The 18,645-nt window shown below is 45.3% G+C and carries 17 protein-coding genes; 10 read left to right on the top strand and 7 right to left on the bottom strand.

Going from position 1 to position 18,645, the window contains the following annotated elements; translation table 11 throughout:
• Nucleotides 1-8: 8 nt before the first annotated feature.
• Nucleotides 9-932 (bottom strand): M14 family metallopeptidase, encoded by a 924-nt coding sequence (locus tag RH46_RS12035; protein WP_006879735.1) that lies wholly within the window; start codon nucleotides 930-932, stop codon nucleotides 9-11.
• 182 nt (nucleotides 933-1,114) lie between these two features.
• Between RH46_RS12035 and RH46_RS12030 the strand changes: the two genes are divergently transcribed.
• Nucleotides 1,115-2,011 (top strand): DUF808 domain-containing protein, encoded by an 897-nt coding sequence (locus RH46_RS12030; RefSeq protein WP_006879734.1) that lies wholly within the window; start codon nucleotides 1,115-1,117, stop codon nucleotides 2,009-2,011.
• 37 nt (nucleotides 2,012-2,048) lie between these two features.
• On the opposite strand, the gene RH46_RS12025 is transcribed toward RH46_RS12030, so the two are convergent.
• On the bottom strand, nucleotides 2,049-2,711 hold the full coding sequence (locus RH46_RS12025) for a DsbA family oxidoreductase (RefSeq protein ID WP_006879733.1): 663 nt from the start codon (nucleotides 2,709-2,711) through the stop codon (nucleotides 2,049-2,051).
• Nucleotides 2,712-2,916: 205 nt separating this feature from the next.
• Between RH46_RS12025 and RH46_RS12020 the strand changes: the two genes are divergently transcribed.
• Nucleotides 2,917-4,269 (top strand): alpha-amylase family protein, encoded by a 1,353-nt coding sequence (locus RH46_RS12020; RefSeq protein WP_006879732.1) that lies wholly within the window; start codon nucleotides 2,917-2,919, stop codon nucleotides 4,267-4,269.
• A 48-nt stretch (nucleotides 4,270-4,317) separates the two neighbouring features.
• Here the strand turns inward: RH46_RS12020 and RH46_RS12015 are convergent, their stop codons facing one another.
• On the bottom strand, nucleotides 4,318-6,186 hold the full coding sequence (locus RH46_RS12015) for a methyl-accepting chemotaxis protein (protein WP_006879731.1): 1,869 nt from the start codon (nucleotides 6,184-6,186) through the stop codon (nucleotides 4,318-4,320).
• A 90-nt stretch (nucleotides 6,187-6,276) separates the two neighbouring features.
• Entirely contained in the window at nucleotides 6,277-6,882 is a 606-nt protein-coding gene (locus RH46_RS12010; protein ID WP_006879730.1) for a cupin domain-containing protein, read from the bottom strand.
• 188 nt (nucleotides 6,883-7,070) lie between these two features.
• Between RH46_RS12010 and RH46_RS12005 the strand changes: the two genes are divergently transcribed.
• Nucleotides 7,071-8,171: a 1-acyl-sn-glycerol-3-phosphate acyltransferase gene (locus tag RH46_RS12005; protein WP_006879728.1), complete on the top strand. Its 1,101-nt coding sequence runs from the start codon at nucleotides 7,071-7,073 to the stop codon at nucleotides 8,169-8,171.
• 71 nt (nucleotides 8,172-8,242) lie between these two features.
• Here RH46_RS12005 and RH46_RS12000 read toward each other — a convergent pair whose 3' ends face one another.
• Nucleotides 8,243-8,848, bottom strand: coding sequence for a hypothetical protein (locus RH46_RS12000; RefSeq protein WP_006879727.1), 606 nt, complete (start codon nucleotides 8,846-8,848; stop codon nucleotides 8,243-8,245).
• A gap of 122 nt (nucleotides 8,849-8,970) precedes the next feature.
• The gene (locus RH46_RS11995; RefSeq protein ID WP_006879726.1) at nucleotides 8,971-9,264 is read right to left on the bottom strand and encodes a YfcZ/YiiS family protein; all 294 of its coding nucleotides are present in this window, start codon (nucleotides 9,262-9,264) and stop codon (nucleotides 8,971-8,973) included.
• 505 nt (nucleotides 9,265-9,769) lie between these two features.
• On the opposite strand from RH46_RS11995, the gene RH46_RS11990 reads away from it, so the two are divergent.
• Nucleotides 9,770-10,231, top strand: coding sequence for a TetR/AcrR family transcriptional regulator (locus RH46_RS11990; RefSeq protein ID WP_006879725.1), 462 nt, complete (start codon nucleotides 9,770-9,772; stop codon nucleotides 10,229-10,231).
• Between the two features lie 69 nt (nucleotides 10,232-10,300).
• On the opposite strand, the gene RH46_RS11985 is transcribed toward RH46_RS11990, so the two are convergent.
• Nucleotides 10,301-11,857 carry a methyl-accepting chemotaxis protein gene (locus tag RH46_RS11985; RefSeq protein ID WP_006879724.1) on the bottom strand — a complete coding sequence of 519 codons (1,557 nt, stop codon included), beginning with the start codon at nucleotides 11,855-11,857 and terminating at the stop codon, nucleotides 10,301-10,303.
• Nucleotides 11,858-12,070: 213 nt separating this feature from the next.
• On the opposite strand from RH46_RS11985, the gene RH46_RS11980 reads away from it, so the two are divergent.
• From RH46_RS11980 to RH46_RS11955, 6 genes are read left to right on the top strand one after another with little or no spacing between them, the layout of a single operon-like run.
• The gene (locus RH46_RS11980; protein WP_006879723.1) at nucleotides 12,071-12,988 is read left to right on the top strand and encodes a protoglobin domain-containing protein; all 918 of its coding nucleotides are present in this window, start codon (nucleotides 12,071-12,073) and stop codon (nucleotides 12,986-12,988) included.
• A 10-nt stretch (nucleotides 12,989-12,998) separates the two neighbouring features.
• Entirely contained in the window at nucleotides 12,999-13,364 is a 366-nt protein-coding gene (locus RH46_RS11975; RefSeq protein WP_006879722.1) for an STAS domain-containing protein, read from the top strand.
• Entirely contained in the window at nucleotides 13,345-13,779 is a 435-nt protein-coding gene (locus RH46_RS11970) for an ATP-binding protein (protein WP_040895729.1), read from the top strand. The genes RH46_RS11975 and RH46_RS11970 overlap by 20 nt, the downstream gene beginning before the upstream one ends.
• A gap of 1 nt (nucleotide 13,780) precedes the next feature.
• Nucleotides 13,781-14,365, top strand: a complete 585-nt coding sequence (locus RH46_RS11965; RefSeq protein ID WP_006879720.1) for a SpoIIE family protein phosphatase — start codon at nucleotides 13,781-13,783, stop codon at nucleotides 14,363-14,365.
• Entirely contained in the window at nucleotides 14,358-17,516 is a 3,159-nt protein-coding gene (locus RH46_RS11960) for a hybrid sensor histidine kinase/response regulator (RefSeq protein WP_006879719.1), read from the top strand. The genes RH46_RS11965 and RH46_RS11960 overlap by 8 nt, the downstream gene beginning before the upstream one ends.
• Nucleotides 17,509-18,639: a response regulator gene (locus RH46_RS11955; protein ID WP_006879718.1), complete on the top strand. Its 1,131-nt coding sequence runs from the start codon at nucleotides 17,509-17,511 to the stop codon at nucleotides 18,637-18,639. The genes RH46_RS11960 and RH46_RS11955 overlap by 8 nt, the downstream gene beginning before the upstream one ends.
• The last annotated feature ends 6 nt before the right edge of the window (nucleotides 18,640-18,645 follow it).

The raw sequence follows: 18,645 nt of genomic DNA, 5'->3' as shown, positions 1-18,645 counted from the left end.
CGACGAGGTTACGCGCTTTGTGCGATAACGTAATCTAGTCCGCCGACAATCGCTGCAACCTGAGCGTCATTACACTCTTCATCGGTCACTTTCGGGCTGTCTGGATACACTTCAGTGGTTGTGCCATAAGTGCAGTTAGTGACGCCGCCACATAGGCCTAGTTTAACCATTGGATAGTTGATCACGCCATGCTGGACAACCGTTGAGCCAATGATTTCGCCTTTGTCGTCAGCAGGAGCAATATGAGTCACTTTTGCGACCGACTCAATCACCGCTGCCTGGAATTCCGGTTGAGGGTTTTCGGTGTCACCTACGGTGTAGAAACCATCTGGAATCATACCTTCAATGTACTCAATGCCGTCACGTGCGGCGAGCGCCGGGCGAAACTCTTCTTCGTCACTGTCGGTGGTTTCATGCAGATCGATATGGACAAGGAAATCGCCTTCAATTGAAGCGACAAGTGCCATTAGATTGGCTGATTCTTCTGCCGGGCTATCTGGATAGAATGAGCGGTTTGGATCAATCGCCAGTGGGTTCCAGCGGTTGATGATTTCGTAGCCCCAAGGGCTCACGCAAGGCGCAACGACGATATTAAAGTGTTGGCTGTATCTGGCCATCTCATTAGCCGCAAACTTTAATGCGCCATGGACACCACTTGTCTCATAGCCATGAACTCCACCTGTGATCAACACAACTGGTTTTGATGCATGCCAGTTTTTGGTTTTGATACAGAACAATGGGTAACGTTCCGGGTCGTAGGAAAGAGCTCCGTACTGCTCGACATCAAACTGGCTGGCCAGTGCTTTAATCTTTGGCACCACTTCCTGCTGATATTCTCGTTTGATTGAAGTTTGTTCACGCCATGCGATTTTTTCCGCATCACCCCATTTTTGACCAGGAGTACCGATTGGATAAGTGTAAGTACTGCGCATTACCTTGCCTTAATTATTATTAATAAACAGCGGTTAGAATAGAGTGCTGGTAGGTTACAGGCAAATATTCTCTAACGTAACTGAAAAGATTGACCTGGCCCTGACCTCAATTGAGTTTGAGCTTTAGGTTGGCAGTGTTACATTTAGTTACATTATGAATGAATTTAATATGAGACCGAATAATGGCAGGTGCGAGTTTATTAACCTTACTTGATGATATCGCGACAGTTCTTGATGATGTTGCATTGATGTCCAAAGTCGCAGCAAAAAAGACAGCCGGTGTATTAGGGGATGATCTGGCGCTCAACGCGCAGCAGGTTTCCGGAGTCTCAGCTGAGCGAGAAATTCCTGTAGTTTGGAGCGTGGCGAAGGGGTCATTTCGCAATAAACTGATTCTGGTACCAGCAGCGCTATTGATTAGTACCTTCATTCCGTGGCTGATCATGCCTTTGCTGTTGATTGGTGGCTTGTTCCTTTGTTATGAAGGCGCAGAGAAAATCATTGAGAAGCTGACTCATAAGTCCGACGAAAAGCACAGCGAGGCTATCGATACGACGCTCTCGATCGAAGAGTATGAGAAAAACAAAGTTGCAGGAGCGATTCGTACCGACTTTATCTTATCTGCGGAAATTATCGTTATTGCGCTAGGTACTGTTCAGGGGGAGTCTACCTTAGCGCAAATACTTGTTGTCAGCCTGATTGCTGTACTGATGACTATTGGTGTCTACGGGTTGGTGGCTGGGATTGTAAAACTCGATGATCTCGGCTTCTATCTGGAGCGACGTTCGCAAGGTCAGGGTTTCGCTGCAGCATTAGGTCGAGGGCTGATTAGCTTTGCGCCCAAGTTAATGAAAGCCTTAGCTGTGATAGGGACTGCGGCGATGTTTCTGGTTGGTGGTGGTATTGTGGTGCACAACGTGCCTGCGATTCACCACTGGATCGAACCTATCATCATGAATATCCCAAACCTTTCCTTAGCTAAGGCACTATTCCCGTCATTACTTAACGGGTTGATAGGTGTGGCAGCAGGTTTGATTGTGGTGGCTGTCTGGCACCTGATTGCGAAAGTGAAAAACTAACACTCCGCTTTAAAGAGCTCTGATATCAACAGAGCTCTTACTCGCCGTTCGCTTGCTCTGCACTTTCGCTGATTTGTTGTAGGGCTGACATCAACAATTCTGTCGTTTGTGCTCCGGAGATTAGATGTTTTCTATCGATGATAATTGCCGGAACCGCATTAATTCCGGCTTCTAGCCACTGCTGTTCTGTCGTTGCTACGGCCTCGGCCCAACTTTCATCATTGATAATGTTGCTGGCGACTTCGCTATCAAGCCCGACAGATGCCGCGCACTCAAGCAATACCTGTGAATCACTCACATCCATAGCATCGGAGAAATAGGCCTTAAACAGAGCCTGTTCCAGCTCAAACTGCTTATTCTCACTTTGTGCCCACATCAGCAACTGATGAGCTTTGCGCGTATTGTAGATTCTCATCCCGTCATAGAAGTTGAACTTGAAGCCAACCTCTTTGCCTAGTTGAGTCAGTGTTTCGCGAGCCGAGATGCTGGCTTCTTCGCTGGTACCGTACTTTTCGTGCAGGTGCTCACGCAGGTTCTGACCTTCTTCACCCATTGCCGGGTTAAGCTCAAACGGGTGCCAATAGATATCTGCCTCAATACTATCACTAAGGTTATTAAGGGCGTGCTCAAGGCGTTTGTAGCCAATAATGCACCATGGGCAAACAACATCTGAAACGATGTCTATCCGAATCCTGTTCATATTGCGGTCCTTCTATCGCCTCTAATGATAAGTATAGTGTTGAAAAGCGACGTGTAATACTTAGTCGTTTGAAGCTCTACGCCTGAATACTACTACGTAAAAAAATAGCCAGAGGCTGAAGTCGTCACTCATCATGGTTTGCTAGGATAGACGAAATCAATGATGAAACCTAAACCTTGTTAGGAATCTTGTTAAGGAAATCGTGATGTGTACCTCTCACGCGACAGATGTCATTTTACATGCTTTTGACTGGCCCTATGCGCTGGTTGAACAACGAGCTCGTCAGATTCAGCAGGCGGGCTATAAATATGTCCTTGTATCACCACCAATGAAATCTTTAAAAAGTGAACAGGGGACGAAGTGGTGGCAACGCTACCAGCCACAAGACTACCGTGTTATCGATAACCAGTTAGGAAATCTACAGCAGTTCAAGTCTATGCTAAACACCCTTAAGTCGAGTGGTGTTGGCGTCTATGCCGATGTGGTGTTTAACCATATGGCGAACGAGTCTGCTGTTCGTAGTGACCTTCAATATCCTAGCCAGACGGAACTCTCCGACTACCAAGCGGAGAATGATTACTATCAGAACCAGTGTTTGTTTGGCGATCTCTCTAAACCGCTGTTTGACCATGATGATTTTGTCGAGGCGTTTGGTATTGAAGACTGGGAAGACCGATGGCAAGTACAAAATGGTCGCATAACAGGTGGCCCGAGCGATCCGGGATTACCAACACTGCGAGTTTGTTCTCATGTTGTAGAGCAGCAGCAGTGTTACCTGAAAGCTCTTAAAACCCTGGGAGTCCAAGGCTTCCGTATTGATGCGGCTAAGCATATGACACTAGAGCACCTTAAGCAGGTCTGGACTGATGAAATCTGTCAGGACATCCATATTTTTGGCGAGATCATCACAAGTGGTGGGGCAACTAAGCCTGAGTATGAACTGTTTTTGGAACCGTATTTGGCTCAGACAAAGCTTGGAGCCTACGACTTCCCCCTTTTTCAAACCTTACATGATGCATTGCAAACCAAAGGTAGCCTGAAAAGTCTGGTTGATCCGTATTGCTTTGGTCAGGCATTGTCTGAAACCCGCGCTATCACCTTTGCCATTACGCATGATATTCCCAACAATGACGTGTTTGCGAATCTGGTCATGACCGAGGCACAAGAGTGGTTAGCCTACTGTTATTTACTAGGGCGAGACGGTGGCGTGCCTTTAATTTATACCGATCTCGATACTAGTGGAATAGTGGATAAATCCAAGCAGCCCAGGTGGCTCAATGCATGGAATGATAGCAAGATGATCGCGGCAATAGATTTCCATAATCGTATGCATAGCAAGCCTATGAAAGTTGTCGAAGCGTCTGACGATCTGTTGGTTTTCGCTCGTGGAGAGGATGGCATGGTTGTTATCAATAAGTCGGTGCGAGCGCAGACGGTTGAACTGAACAGCGATTTGACTTGGAAAGATCGGCTTTCATCTCAGCAATATAAGAGTGATAAGGGTAGCTGCATCGTCGAGGTAGCTGCGCAAAGTGCACAGATGCTGGTAGCCAGTTAAATGTTAAAAGGCGCTCCACCAATGGAGCGCCTTTTACTTTGCTGAGTGTTAAACAGTAAACTTATTAAGTATACCGTCTTGTTCACGAATGTTTTCTGTTTGTGCCTGCATAGCGATGTTGGCATTGCTTGCTGCGTCGGCAACCTGAGTAGACAGGTCTTTAATTTTAACCGTGTTGTTGTTGATCTCTTCAGCGACCAGACTTTGCTCCTCAGCAGCAGAGGCAATCTGGATATTCATATCGCTGATACGTTGAATCGCATCACGGATGCTTTCAAGGGCAATGTTGGCCTCCTGAGCACGTTCGACCGCAGTACTTGCCGTTGTCTTACTCATATTCATTGCGTTAGACACTGAAGTTGCACCCGCCTGAAGTTGCTCGATCATGTTGCGGATTTCAGTGGTGGATTCTTGAGTACGTTGCGCTAACGTACGTACCTCGTCAGCGACTACCGCAAAGCCTCGACCGGATTCACCAGCACGCGCAGCCTCAATCGCGGCGTTAAGCGCAAGCAAATTGGTTTGGTCGGCGATATCGTTGATGACTTTCAAGATGGTTTCGATGTTATCTGTCGCAGACTCCAGCACTTTGACCTCTTCCACTGCCTCGTCAATTTTTTGCGACAGATTGTCGATAGCGCTTGTGGTTTCACTAACTACCGAGGTACCAACACTGGTGGCGTCATCAGCTTCTTTCGCAGCTGCTGCAGCACCTTGGGCATTATTTGCAACATCGCCAGAGGTGGTCGCCATTTCATGCATCGCTGTGGCAAGTTGCTCTAGCTCGTGGAGCTGATCTTGCATCGCAGAGGCGGATTCTTGAAGGCCCGCTGAGGTCATTTCTGAACCGCGTAGGATCTCCGAACCGATCGCTTTCGATTGGGTAATCAACTGCTGTAACTGACCGGTAAACTCGTTAAAACCACTGGCAAGGATCGAGAACTCTTTATCTGTATTGGTGTCGAGACGCTGGGTCAAATCACCTTGTCCCGAGGCTACATCCTGTATGGCGTCACTTAGGGAATCGAGAGGACGCATCAGAGCTTTGATTAACACTAGCAGAATGACAATACTGATCACCAGAGCTATCAGGGTGTACACGATTGAACTGTTACGTAAATCGGCTAAAGATTGGTAAGCGATCTCTTCATCTAGCACCACCCCTATGTACCAGTCTTCCCCTGGCACTTTTGCAAAGTCGAGGGTGTACTGTTTGCCATCAATCATGGCTTGTTGCGGCTCGTCTTTGATAGGCGCATCACCGAGGTAATCTTTCATCGATTTACCATTGAACTCGGTCGTCGGGTGAGCAATGGTGGTGCCATCTCCAGAAACTATAAATACATAACCGGCATCAAAAAGGTCGACCTTGTTAACCAGTTCCGCCAGAGCTGCCAGGCTCACATCGTAAAAGATTGCACCAATAAACTGACCGTTATCCCGAACAGGAGTCGCGATAGAAACCAGAATTTCACCAGTTCCGGAGTCTGCATAGGGTGCGGTGATGACCAGATTGCCAGAGTTCTTAGCATCGATATACCAGGGTCTGACACGCGGGTCCCAACCAGAGCCGGGGTCCCAACTCACTTCATTACCTATATGAGAACCATCGCTTTCAAACCCCAACCCAGCGAGTAAGAACGTCTCTTTAATAACTGGTCTGGTGATGACATCTGAAATGGCGTCAGGAGAAAGGTCTAGCTCAAGCATGCTAGTTGCGTATGAGGCGATTGCCTTTCGAGAGTTGATCTCGGAGGCCGTGGTGTCTCGTACACCGTTAACAATTTCTTCGACGCTAGAGGTGACTTGAGATTTGACTTCGCTTCGTACGATATAATATTGCTGAAGGGTCAGGAGAGTGACCGTCGCTAAAAGCAGGACAGACGAAGCGGCCACAATCTTATGGCTAAATTTCATTTCATGATCCTCATCTACAGATAAAGTAGTTACTTATAGATCTATAGTTATGAAATGTTTATTCAGCCAGAAAAAAGTAAAACTTTCCTATCAGTTAGCGCCAAGAATCGCTTGTTCTAACCCTGAGAGTAGCGATTCGTTCCCATCAAACAGCGTCGCGACGACATCCTCGCGCTTTTTACCTGACTTCATCTGCTTGCTGGCTTCTCTCACTGTCAGAACCAATTGCAGCTCATTAGGTAGCTGAGATGGTTGCTTTGCCTGCCATTGGTTCACAGCTTTGGTAAATTTGTTCTCTTTCAACAGAGGCTTAAGTGATGTTAGCTCGTGACGTAACACGGCAAGCAGATCCACTTGTGCATCACGATTATCGGCAAGTGTCGCAAGTCTATTTAGGATGGCAGAAGACAACTCATTGAGTTCGACATATCCGCCTTGCTTAGGGAGTGACAATGTCACGCGTGATGAAACTTGTACACTTCGAACCAAAGTAGCAGGTGTGAATGTCACTGAAGTGAGAACATCGAAAGGAAGCCAAAATGCCTCACCAGCTTCGACTGTATACTCTAGCTTTCCTAGCTTCACCAACACTAAACCTTGCTCCACACAAATAAGTTGATGTTTCAGCAACTTTTTTCGTGAGGTAGAAACAAGGAAGTCGTATAGATCAGTTTGGTAAGAAATAGCGTAGTGCATGGTGTCGCTCGTCAGTAATGGGGCGCTAAGATTAACGTTTATTACTAAAAAAGCCAACTTTGTGGAAGGTATGGCTCAAATTCCTATAAATAGTCTGGTCTGACCTTGACGATTCTGAGAGAACTGTAGCTGCTAAGAACCATTTCTCAGCGTAGAATAGTGCGGCTTTTTACCTAACGAACAAAATAATGACGACAAACACAGACCCATTTATTGAAATTCGTCCATACAATGACGAAGAGATTCCTGCGGCAATTGACCGCTTAGTGAACGATGAAGAGTTCATCAGTGCTATTTTGCAGCACCGTTTTTCTAATCATGCTGGCTGGTTTAAGACTCTGATGTCTCCAGTGGTTAAGATTTACCTGAAAATGAAATGGTCCAAGCTTAATTCTGTTGAAGCTATTCAGCTTGAGGTTAAGAAGTATCTTGACCAGACTCTCAAGTCGACCACTCAAGGTGTCAGCTACAGTGGATTAGACAAGCTTGATACACAGCAAGCTTACCTATTCGTATCTAACCATCGTGATATCGCAATGGATCCAGCGTTGGTTAACTACGGCCTGTTTAAAAATGGCCATAAAACGGTACGTATTGCCATTGGCGACAACCTGTTAAAGAAACCTTGTGCGACAGAGCTAATGAAGCTTAACAAGAGTTTTATTGTTAAGCGCTCGGCTAAAGGCCCTCGTGAAATGATGAAAGCTCTCGGAACCTTATCCGGCTACATCAAGCACTCTCTTGAGACTGGACACTCTATCTGGATCGCACAAAAAGAAGGTCGTGCTAAAGATGGCAACGATTTTACCGATCCTGCGATTCTGAAAATGTTCCATGTTGAAGGTAGAAAGCAGAAGCTATCGTTCGCTGAGTACATTAAGTCGCTTAAGATTGTTCCGGTTTCAATTTCTTACGAAAACGACCCGTGTGACATTGCTAAGGCGATTGAGCTGCACGCTAAAGAGTCTGCTGGTAGCTATGAGAAGGGTGAATTCGAAGATATCGAAAGTATCATTCAAGGTATTGTGGGTGATAAAGGTCGTGTTCATGTCGCGTTTGGTGACGTTATTGAGCAAGATTTTGAGACGCCAGAAGAGTTAGCGCAGGAGATTGACCGTCAGGTTCATGCTAATTACAAGTTGTTTCCGATTAATGAACTTGCGGCGGGTAATGAGCAGGTTGACGATCAGGTTAAAGCAACCTTGGCTGAAAAGCTCAATCTATTGCCAAAAGATGCGCAGCCATATCTGGTTGCCAGCTATGCAAACCCGGTTAAGAACCGACCATAGTTAGGTAAGACTGGTATTAAAAAGCCTCATGCGTCGCGTGAGGCTTTTTTGTTGCTGTCGAACGGTGAAGTTTATGGCGCGACTGCGCCTCCGAGCGTTAAGTTAGTCGGCCACTTAGATATACGGTTACCGCCAAGGAAGATATGGCCATTGACTGTCATCGTGTCTGGGAACTGGGTGATTTTCGAACCACCGATATATAAGTTACCTTCAACCACTAAACCTTCAGGAAGCGATTCTAACGGCGTGCGTATCACGCTGAGGTCACCTTTGACCTTAAATCGTGGTGGAAGAGAGTTAAGCGGTGTATCTGTTAGGTTTATGTATCCGCCTACTTTGACGCCTCGCGGCCAGCGGGTGATTTTAGAACCAATTAAGTTAGCGTATCCACGAATATTCACTCCCTTGCCTAGCTTTGAAAGCTCACTATTCGAAGCATCCAGGCTGCCTTGAATATCAATGCCCTCTGGAAGCTTCTTGATACTGGTTTTGCCAATATTTAGGTTGCCTTCAATAACAAGACCAGCAGGTAGCGCTGTGTAAGGCTTATTGCGTAAGTCGAGGTTACCGTAGTTATCAAGGTGATTGAGGATACGGTATTGGTCTAGCGGCTGTGCAACAGCGTTGATGCTCAGGGCAGACAGCAATGTAAGCAAGTAAAATGAGTTGCGTAGCATAGTGGATAGCTTAATAACGTTTCGTTCACTATGAATTCTAGGTTAGGGCAGGTCAATGACAATAGTGTTCAGAGACAAAAAAACGGGCTCAAGCGCCCGTTTTATAAAGTAGAAATCACTGATTATCGTGCTAGCGAACGAGTTTTTAACTCAAAGATCAGTTTTTCTGCGCTTACTTCGAACTTAAAGCGTGCGGTTAATTCTGATGAATCTTGCTCAACTGGCGTTACTTCAAATTCAACGTTGGCACACACTTGTTTTGCAAGCTCAATGTACTTATTAAGTTCAGTTTCAAGTAGTGCTTTACCCGCTGCGTATATAGTCACTTCAGCAACATCATCGCCTTCTTTGATGATAAAACCCATTTCGCCTGCACAGCCGCATGCTTCGCATACTTGATCTTGTTCGGTGCTCATTTTTTGACATCCTCCTACAAATAGTGCGGATATTTTAGCGAGTTCTTTGATGTTTATCCATAAAAAGCACTGTGTCACGTTTCAGTGCTATCACAGCATGATATGTTGACAGTTGAGTAACTTCTAATCTTTTGTTCGAGAATGGTTCTTGTTTAAGTGTGATGGGGATCAACTTCTGACGAAAGCGGGTGTCATTATTTTGTCAGAACGTCATTTATTCCGTTGTCAGAGCGAGCAATTTGTAAGATTATCGATAGCTCACAATTATATAAATTAAAAAATAATGCCTTGTGATTTATAACTATATGCAACGTGTAGTTATAAAAAATTAGCTTGCACAACAATTAGGTAAACACGCGGTATAGCCGTTATTTAATCTATGCGTTTAACGTAGGACTACCTGTTCTATTAATAATGCGAAGGTTGAAGTGAAAGCTAGTCACTTGGCGTAAATAATTAACTCATAAAAGAGTTTAGACGGATTTACAGAGAGAAGAGCCTGAACATGCCAAAGCGTAGTAAAGAAGATACCGAAATCACGATTCAGAAAATTATGGATGCTGTTGTAGATCAGCTGTTGCGTCTCGGTTACGACAAGATGTCGTACACGACACTTAGCCAACAAACAGGTGTTTCTAGAACTGGCATCAGCCACCATTTTCCAAAGAAAACGGATTTCACAGCCGCACTGGATGGTCGCATTTTCAAGATGTTTGTCGAACACGTAGATTTTGACAACGGCTTGGACGCATTTTCTACTAGCTGGATCGCAGCACTAGATAATGAAGAGTTCCGCGCGATCCTTCGCCTGCTATTCCACCATATTGTTACATCACAAAGCACACACGAGTTTGCTAGCAACGGTGTTGACCGTTTGTATAAGATGGCAGAAACACAATTTGGTGATGGTAGTGCTAAAGAGCTAGAGTGGCTGATGGGTAAATCACTGATTCGCATGGCTCAATAGCCGATAGCTAAAAGCCTTCTACGGAAGGCTTTTTTAATTTTTGGCTGTCGGTCTTGTTCACACAAATCTTCAGAGCTTTCTAAACTGCATAACAAGCTTTCCTTGTGAGTCGAGATCTTTTACCAACCCTTCACACTCAGCCTGAGTATCACCAGCCAATACATTGGTCGCCGCGCAGACATCACTAATAGACTGAACGCTTGAGTTCATTTCATCGGTTACTCTTGCCATTTCTTCAATCGCGGTTGCAATTTGATTGTTTCTATCAGAAATGTCATTAACTTGGTGGAGCAGGGAATCTAACTTCTCGCCGGATTTTTCTGCAGACTCAACACATATATCGGAAAGCTGAGTGCCTTCGTTCATGGCTTGTACGGCCTTGTCGGTGCTGCTTTGAATGAGCTTGATGATATTTTGAATTTCTTCGGTTGATTCGTGGCTGCGTTGGGCCAGTGAACGAACTTCGTCTGCTACCACAGCAAACCCGCGACCTTGTTCACCCGCACGAGCTGCTTCAATAGCTGCGTTGAGAGCCAGTAGATTGGTTTGTTCCGCGACCCCTTGAATGATAATAAGCACTTCACCTATGGTTCGACCATGTTCTACTAACTGCTGAATCACCTCAGAAGCAACGCCAAGTTGGGTCGCTAACTCGTTGATCGAACTGACTGTCTGACTCACTGATGAACGGCCTTCGTTGGCCGCATTGTTAGCGTGTTCGGTAGCATCTGAAGCACTTTGGGCATTCTGTGCGATTTCATTAGCGGTGGAATGCATTTCGTTAATAGCGGCAGCGACTTGTTCCGTTTCTGATGTTTGACCAACCAGATTCCCTGCGGTCGTTTCGCAGTTCTTAACTGATGAACTTGCTGTCTGTATGACTTGTTGGTTGGAGTCTTGTATACGCCCGACTATAGAGTTGATCTCAGATTGACGCATTTTGAATGCAAGTTGAATCTCAGAAATATCATCGACGTGATTGTTGTAGAGTAGCTCCATTAATGGGTTATCAAATACCTTGCGAGCATCGCCTGATAGCTGCTCAAGGCGTCGGGTCAGAAAGTACGAAGCCGCACTACTGACTAAGAAAAAGGTCCACAGTGCGATGGTGGGTGAAAAGCTTGCAATGAAAGTCGATATCAAAGCGATGATGAAGAACGAAATCGACAGTCGTTGCCATAACCGAGTACGAGGAAGTTTTAGCTTTAATGGTACTTTGCCTTTATTCAATTGAGCGTAAAGGTTCTCTGCATTTTTCACATGTTCGCGTTTTGGTGACAGACGAACAGACTGGTATTCGACGGTTTTTCCGTTTTCTTTTATTGGAGAGGCAAAGGCATCTACCCAGTAGTGATCACCATTCTTACATCGGTTTTTTACCAGCCCCATCCACGAATCACCTTGTTTTAAATACTTCCACATATTTTCAAATGCCGCCGGAGGCATATCAGGGTGACGGACAATATTATGCGGCTGCCCAACAAGCTCTTCTAACGTATAACCTGCGACTTCGCAGAAATCTTTACTGGCATAAGTAATGTGACTTGATGGTTTAGTGATCGAAAGTAAGTTGAACTCAGGAGGATAAATTAGTTCTTTTTGAGTCACGGGTTGGTTTACACGCATAGCTCTTATTCCTTCTTCAGTGTCAAACGTGCTTGAGCCGATGCTGTTAAGTATATGTACAATTTTAAATACCTGACAAAATTAGTCGGGTTTGTGGCTCTTTTTTCACTTACTACCTGAAATCTATAAATCCTGGTCTAACATTAAACTTATTAATGAGCCCTGTTTCATTTCGTTGAGTAATAGTGTTCGGTTAGATAAGGGAGTGTTTTCATGCCACATGGAACTTCGGTTGGTCAGTATGCAAGCGCTGAAAGTTTATTAAAACTTCACGATTTGAACGAGGCAGATTTAGCGTTAATTCGAAAGTTTGGCGATATGATGGTGCCGAAACTGGATGATTATGTACGCCACTTTTATGACTGGCTAGAAAAACAGCCAGAGTATCAACAGTTCTTTTCTGAACAGACCAAGCTCAAAAAGGTTCAGGCATCGCAAATTGAGTACTGGACTACCTTCTTCTCGGCCAAGATTGACGACAAATATATAAGAGAACGAAGGGAAGTGGGGGAAGTACATGCCCGCGTAGGTCTTCCGTTACCAACCTATTTTGCTGGTATGAACATCTCGATGGTGATTTTCACCAAACGTATGTATGACGGAAGCCTATACAGTGACGAGTACAGCTCACTAGTGACTGCATTTACCAAACTGCTTCATCTCGATACCACCATAGTGGTCGATACCTATTCACGCCTGATTAACAAGAGAATCGCGGAGCAGAGTGAGGCGTTGTTAGCCATGTCGACGCCTGTGACCATGGTGTGGCAAGACATATTAATGTTACCCATCGTCGGCATTATCGACTCTAAACGGGCACAAGACATCATGACCGCAGTGCTGAACAAAATCTCAGAGCACCGTGCCAAGATATTCATCATGGATATTTCAGGTGTAGCTGTGGTGGATACTGCGGTTGCCAACCACTTTATCAAGATAACCAAAGCGACCAAACTCATGGGTTGTGACTGTTTAGTATCAGGTGTGTCACCAATGATAGCCCAAACTATGGTTCAGCTTGGAATCAATGTTGGTGAGGTTAAAACCAATGCGACTTTACGTGATGCCCTAGAGAATGCATTTGAGATTATGGGCTTAAATGTCCAGGCTTTAAAACAGCTGTCTGAGTGATTGAGAACCTATGTCAAAGTCTATTTCAATCAGTCAACTGAGTGGGGTTTTAGTCGCTACGGTTCAGGTGGATTTGAGCTCAGAAGTACTGGACAACTTCCGCTCCGACCTATTGAACAAAGTCAGAGATCATTCGATTCAAGGAGTGCTGATTGATTTGTCGGAGGTAAGGACGCTAGACCGAATGGATATGGACGCTTTGCTACAGATTGTGACCACTGTTGAAGTGATGGGAAGGGGGTGCGCCTTTGTCGGTATAAGGCCAGGTATCGCAATGGCACTGGTTAATATTGGCTATGAGACAGACAAGTTGCATTGTGCGAGTGATATTGATGATGGCCTGGCAATGATAGGTAATGCTTGTGCCCGACAGTGACTACCGAGAAGAAACCATCGAAAGCTATCGTATTGCTTCCGAAACTGAAGCAATGAGCGCAGTTATTGCTGTCTATTCTTTGGGTCAGAATCAGGCATTATCTGCAACAGAAGTGAGCGAAATGTCTACGTCTGTGTCTGAGCTGGCAATGAATATAGTTAAGTATGCCCAACAGGGTGTCATTACAGTCAGTCATATTGAGGACCTCACTAATTCACGAGAGGGTATTAAAGTCGTTGCAAAAGACAACGGTCCCGGCATCGAAAATATTGCCCATGCGTTAGAGGAACATTATTCGACGGGTTCTTCTCTCGGCTTAGGTTTACCCGGAGTACGAAGAATGGTGGATGAGTTTTATATCGAGTCACAACTTGGTTCCGGAACCCGAGTGACGATTATTAAATGGAAATCCTAACATGGGCTTTGAATACAGTGTTTACTGCGTACCGTATCAAGGAGAACCCGAGGCAGGGGATGGCTATTATGTCGCTCGTCTCGGCGATGATTTGCTTGTGGTTATTATTGATGTACTTGGCCACGGTCCGAAAGCTGCAAGCCTTGCTCGTATTATAGAATCGAAGTTAGAGCAATTAGCGTGTAAAGATATTAACTGGGTGGTATCGGACTTACACCAGCAGTTGATTGGTTCACTGGGAGCGGCTATCACAGTTGTCTATTTCGACAGTGAATCTCAGCAGGCAAAGGGAATTGGCATTGGTAATACTCTGGTACGTCAGTTAGGCCAAAACTATCGTTCCTTTGCCGCCCAGGCGGGAATTGTTGGCGAGTTATTACCAACTTTGCGCCCGTTCGAATTTCGATTTGAGTTTGACGAAACCTATCTTTTCACCACTGACGGAGTTAAAGAGAACATTGACCCGACCGAAATGGAGTTTGCTAATGGGAAAGCACTCGAGTACCTCTCTTCATTTTTTGTACGCAACTATAGCAAGCCTTATGACGATGCAACTGCGATAGTAGTCAGGTATTGCGATGAATAGTAATAGTTCGTTCTCGTTCACTGTGTTTAATAGTGATGTAGCAAGGATCGCTATGCGGCGCAAAATCGCGTCAATGCTAGAAGTAATGGGTTATAGCTTTCAGGCGAGAGACCAGTTACTGGTACTTGGCGGTGAAATCATGCTGCGTGCGTTTGAACAGGGTGAAACGTTAAGTGTCGAGGTTCAAGTTCTCACTGACAGCGTGGCCGTAACTTGGGCATATCAAGAAGACGAAAAATCGATTCAGGCTTTCTCAATACCTCTGCTCAACCTAACAAAATCGACCAAGGGTTTAGTATGGACCTTAGACTCAATGGTGCCGATTACTGAAAAAGTACATACGCGTCTGAGCGAAATTATCAGTGAGAAATCTCGTGATGAGCTTATGCATGAGCTGCGCATTACAAACCAGCGATTAGCGCAGCATCAAGAAGGTCTTGAACAAGAAATAGAATTAAGAACAAGGGATCTACAAGCCAGTGAAGCGCTGTCGCGCACCATTATCGAAGGCGCTCCATCGAGTGTCGCTATCATCGATAACAAACAACGTATCATCTTGTGGAATAACACCGCAGAGCAAACCTACGGTTATCGGTTTGAAGATATTGAAGGGAGCAACCTTTGCGAGCTGTTACGTATCGAACTACCTGAAGAGCTAAAAGATATCTTAAGTGGCGAGCTGCGTTTCGAAGACCAGAGCAAAGTCAGTGGTGGCTTCTTTGAGGTGGAAACTTATACCTCGACTGGGCGAATGATTCCGATTGATCTCGGTATCACCATATTTCTCTTTGACGATCAGTGTCGAGCCGCAATGTTTCTTCGCGATGTCACCTCCCGTAAAGCGGTTGAAGATGAACTTAATCAAGCGCGCTCTAAGGCTGAAGAGGCCGTTGAAGTGAAGTCGATGTTCCTGGCTAACATGAGCCATGAGATTCGAACTCCGATGAACGCCATCATAGGTATGTCGCATCTGGCACTCAAAACTGAACTCACACCCAAACAACACGACTACATTTCGAAAATACATAACTCTGCATCGCTACTGCTTGGCATCATTAATGACATTCTGGATTTCAGCAAAATTGAAGCGGGTAAATTATCGATTGAGACGATTGAGTTTCATCTCGACGATGTGCTGCATAACGTTTCGATGGTCACTGGGCAGAAAGCGTTCGAAAAAGGATTAGAGCTCATTTTCCAGATTGATCGGGATGTGCCAAAGGTGCTCTATGGTGACCCGCTGCGCTTGGGGCAAATCATCATCAACCTCGTCAATAATGCCGTTAAGTTTACCGAGCAAGGGGAGATCACTGTTCACGTAACAAGAACTCCCCATTCAGATCAGAAAGTCGAGCTAAAATTCTCTGTTCAGGATACCGGTATTGGCATGAGTCCGGAGCAATCGGACAAACTATTTAGCGCCTTTACTCAGGCCGATGGCAGCACCACTCGTCGTTATGGCGGCACAGGGTTAGGCTTATCTATCTGTCGACGGTTAGTGGAGTTAATGGGTGGTTCTATTCAGGTCGAAAGTATTTTGGGTCAGGGGAGTGAATTCACATTTAATGTCTTCACTGGCTTTGCAGAGGGCGACAATGCGAAATCTCGTGTCGTTCCTCAAACGCTCAATGATGTTAAAGCCATGGTGGTCGACGACAATGAGCACGCTTTGTTAGTGATGGAAGATTTATTGGATGTGTTACCTAATGCGCCGAGCTTAGTCTCTAGTGGTGAGCGAGCTATTGCACAACTCAAGCAAGCGGCTGCTGAAAAGCAACCATATAATCTGGTGTTTATGGACTGGAAGATGCCGGGGATGAGTGGTATCGAAGCGACGCAGAAAATCCGCCAGACGCTGCCTGATGACGCACGGCCTAAAGTAGTTATTGTGACCGCTTATGACAAAGAAGACATCTCGTTAGACCTTGAAGACCTGGACGTATCGGGCTTTTTATCTAAACCAGTTGGCCAGTCATACTTGTTTGATTTGTTGATGGATCTGTTTGGTCCCACGCTTGATAAAGAGAAAAACAGCCATTCAACAAAACGTAGCAAAGATAGCTCGCTTAGAGGTTTACGCGTTCTATTGGTTGAAGATAACGAAATCAATCAGCAGATCGCGGTTGAGCTCATGGAAGAGAAAGGGCTTAAGGTCACGGTGGCAAATAATGGTCAGGAGGCACTAGATACTCTGGAAAGCACTTACCAACAAGGCAGCACCAGTTTCGAAATCATCTTTATGGACTTACAAATGCCTGTTATGGATGGTTATGAAGCGGGGACGCGAATCCGTGCAGATAATCGTTTTGACGAGATTCCTTTAGTAGCAATGACTGCGCATGCCATGATTGAAGAACGTGAACGTTGTTTATCGATTGGTATGAATGATCATGTTTCCAAACCCATCGATCCAGAAGTTTTGTTTAGTACCATCAAGCGTTGCTGCTCAGACTATGAAGCGACAGAACAAATCGAACCAGCCCCCGCTGAGAGCAGTAATGACGACGGTAATCAGCAAATTACTACGTTGGAGCAAGTTGAATCTCTCGATGTTAAAAACGGCATGTTGAGAGTTGCTGGCAATGAAGCCCTTTATCATCGGTTGCTTTCTCAGCTTATCGACAAAGAGTATGACTTTATTTCCCGGCTCGATATCGCGTTAGAAAAACAAGATTACGACTATGCTTCTCTTATTACTCATACCCTAAAAGGTTCAGCCGGCAACTTGGGCATGGTTCGACTGTTTGATATTGCTGCCAGACTTGAGCATCAACTTAATGATTCTGAGCAACGAACAGATATTGAGCCAACTAAGCAAGAACTGTCTGACTATATTGATCCATTCTTTCACCAAGTGTGCGAAGGGCTAGGCAGGCTTTACCCTTCTGAGGTCAAAAACAACCTTGATGACGAGAGTGTCGCGCTGATACTGCAATTAGATTTGTTACTGAATGAATTTGATGCGAGTGCCATTGAGTTTCTTGACGAGCACTATCTCCGCTTCAATACTTTACTTAAGTCAGAAGCTTTCGAAGTCTGTTGTCGTCATATTAATGATTGCGATTTTCTTGCGGCAAGCTTAGCGTTGAGGAAGGCAGCCAGCATTTACCCGATTGATTCGGAGAAGATGTTTGGGGGAACAAATGGATGAATTAGTCTCCAGTGTACTAGTCGTAGATGATAATGCGGAAAACAGAGTGCTATTAAGTGGTCTGTTAAAACCACACTATAAGGTTCTTGTCGCTACGAATGGTAAGCAGGCCCTCTCTCTGGCTGAGTCTAAACTACCGGATATCATTTTACTCGATATTATGATGCCGGAGATGGACGGTTATGAGGTATGTCTGCGTTTAAAAGATAACTCTGATACCGCGTTCATTCCGGTTATCTTCTTAACCGCTAAAACGCAGATAGAAGATGAGCAGCGTGGTTTTGAGGTTGGTGCCGTCGATTACATTCTTAAGCCGATTAGCCCACCCATCTTGTTGGCACGAATTGCCACTCATTTGAAACTGCGTGGCGCAATGGATGAGTTATCCCATCAAAATGAGATCCTTGAAGAACGAGTTAAAGAGCGCACCCACGAATTAGAAGCGCTTCAGGACGCGACTATTGAAGCAATGGCGTCGCTGGCTGAAACCAGAGATAACGAAACCGGTAATCATATTCGCCGTACCCAAAACTATGTTCGTATATTAGCTGAAGAATTGGTTAGCAAAGGGCATTACCAAGAACAGCTATCTCCAGAATCGATCGAGCTGCTTTATAAGTCGGCGCCGCTTCACGACATAGGCAAAGTAGGGATTTCCGACAGTATCCTGCTCAAACCAGGCAAGCTAACCGATGACGAGTTTGACACCATGAAATGTCATACTTCAATTGGTCGGGAAGTGTTGCGCAATGTTGAGTCGTCGATTGACTTTGAGTGTGACTTCCTGACTACCGCGATTGAGATTGCCTTTAGTCATCAGGAGAAGTGGGACGGCAGCGGTTATCCTGAAGGGTTGTCCGGCCACGATATCCCATTAAGTGCACGATTGATGGCAATTGCTGACGTTTACGATGCACTGATCTCAGAGCGAGTATATAAACCGGCTTTTCCCCATGAGAAAGCGGTGCAGATCATTAAAGAAAGTTCGGGTTCGCACTTCGAACCTCTGTTGGTAGAAACCTTCTTAGCTGTCGAAGATCAATTCAAAACGGTTGCCTCGACTTTCCGGGATGAAGGCTTTGATAGTGATTCATTTGATTTGAAAGCCAGCGGGCACGAGTAACCTTGT

It is taken from the genome of Vibrio brasiliensis LMG 20546, from assembly GCF_000189255.1.
GTDB classification, from domain to species: Bacteria; Pseudomonadota; Gammaproteobacteria; order Enterobacterales; family Vibrionaceae; genus Vibrio; species Vibrio brasiliensis.
Note: the sequence above shows the minus strand (reverse complement) of the source record. Positions and strands in the feature narration are given on the sequence as shown.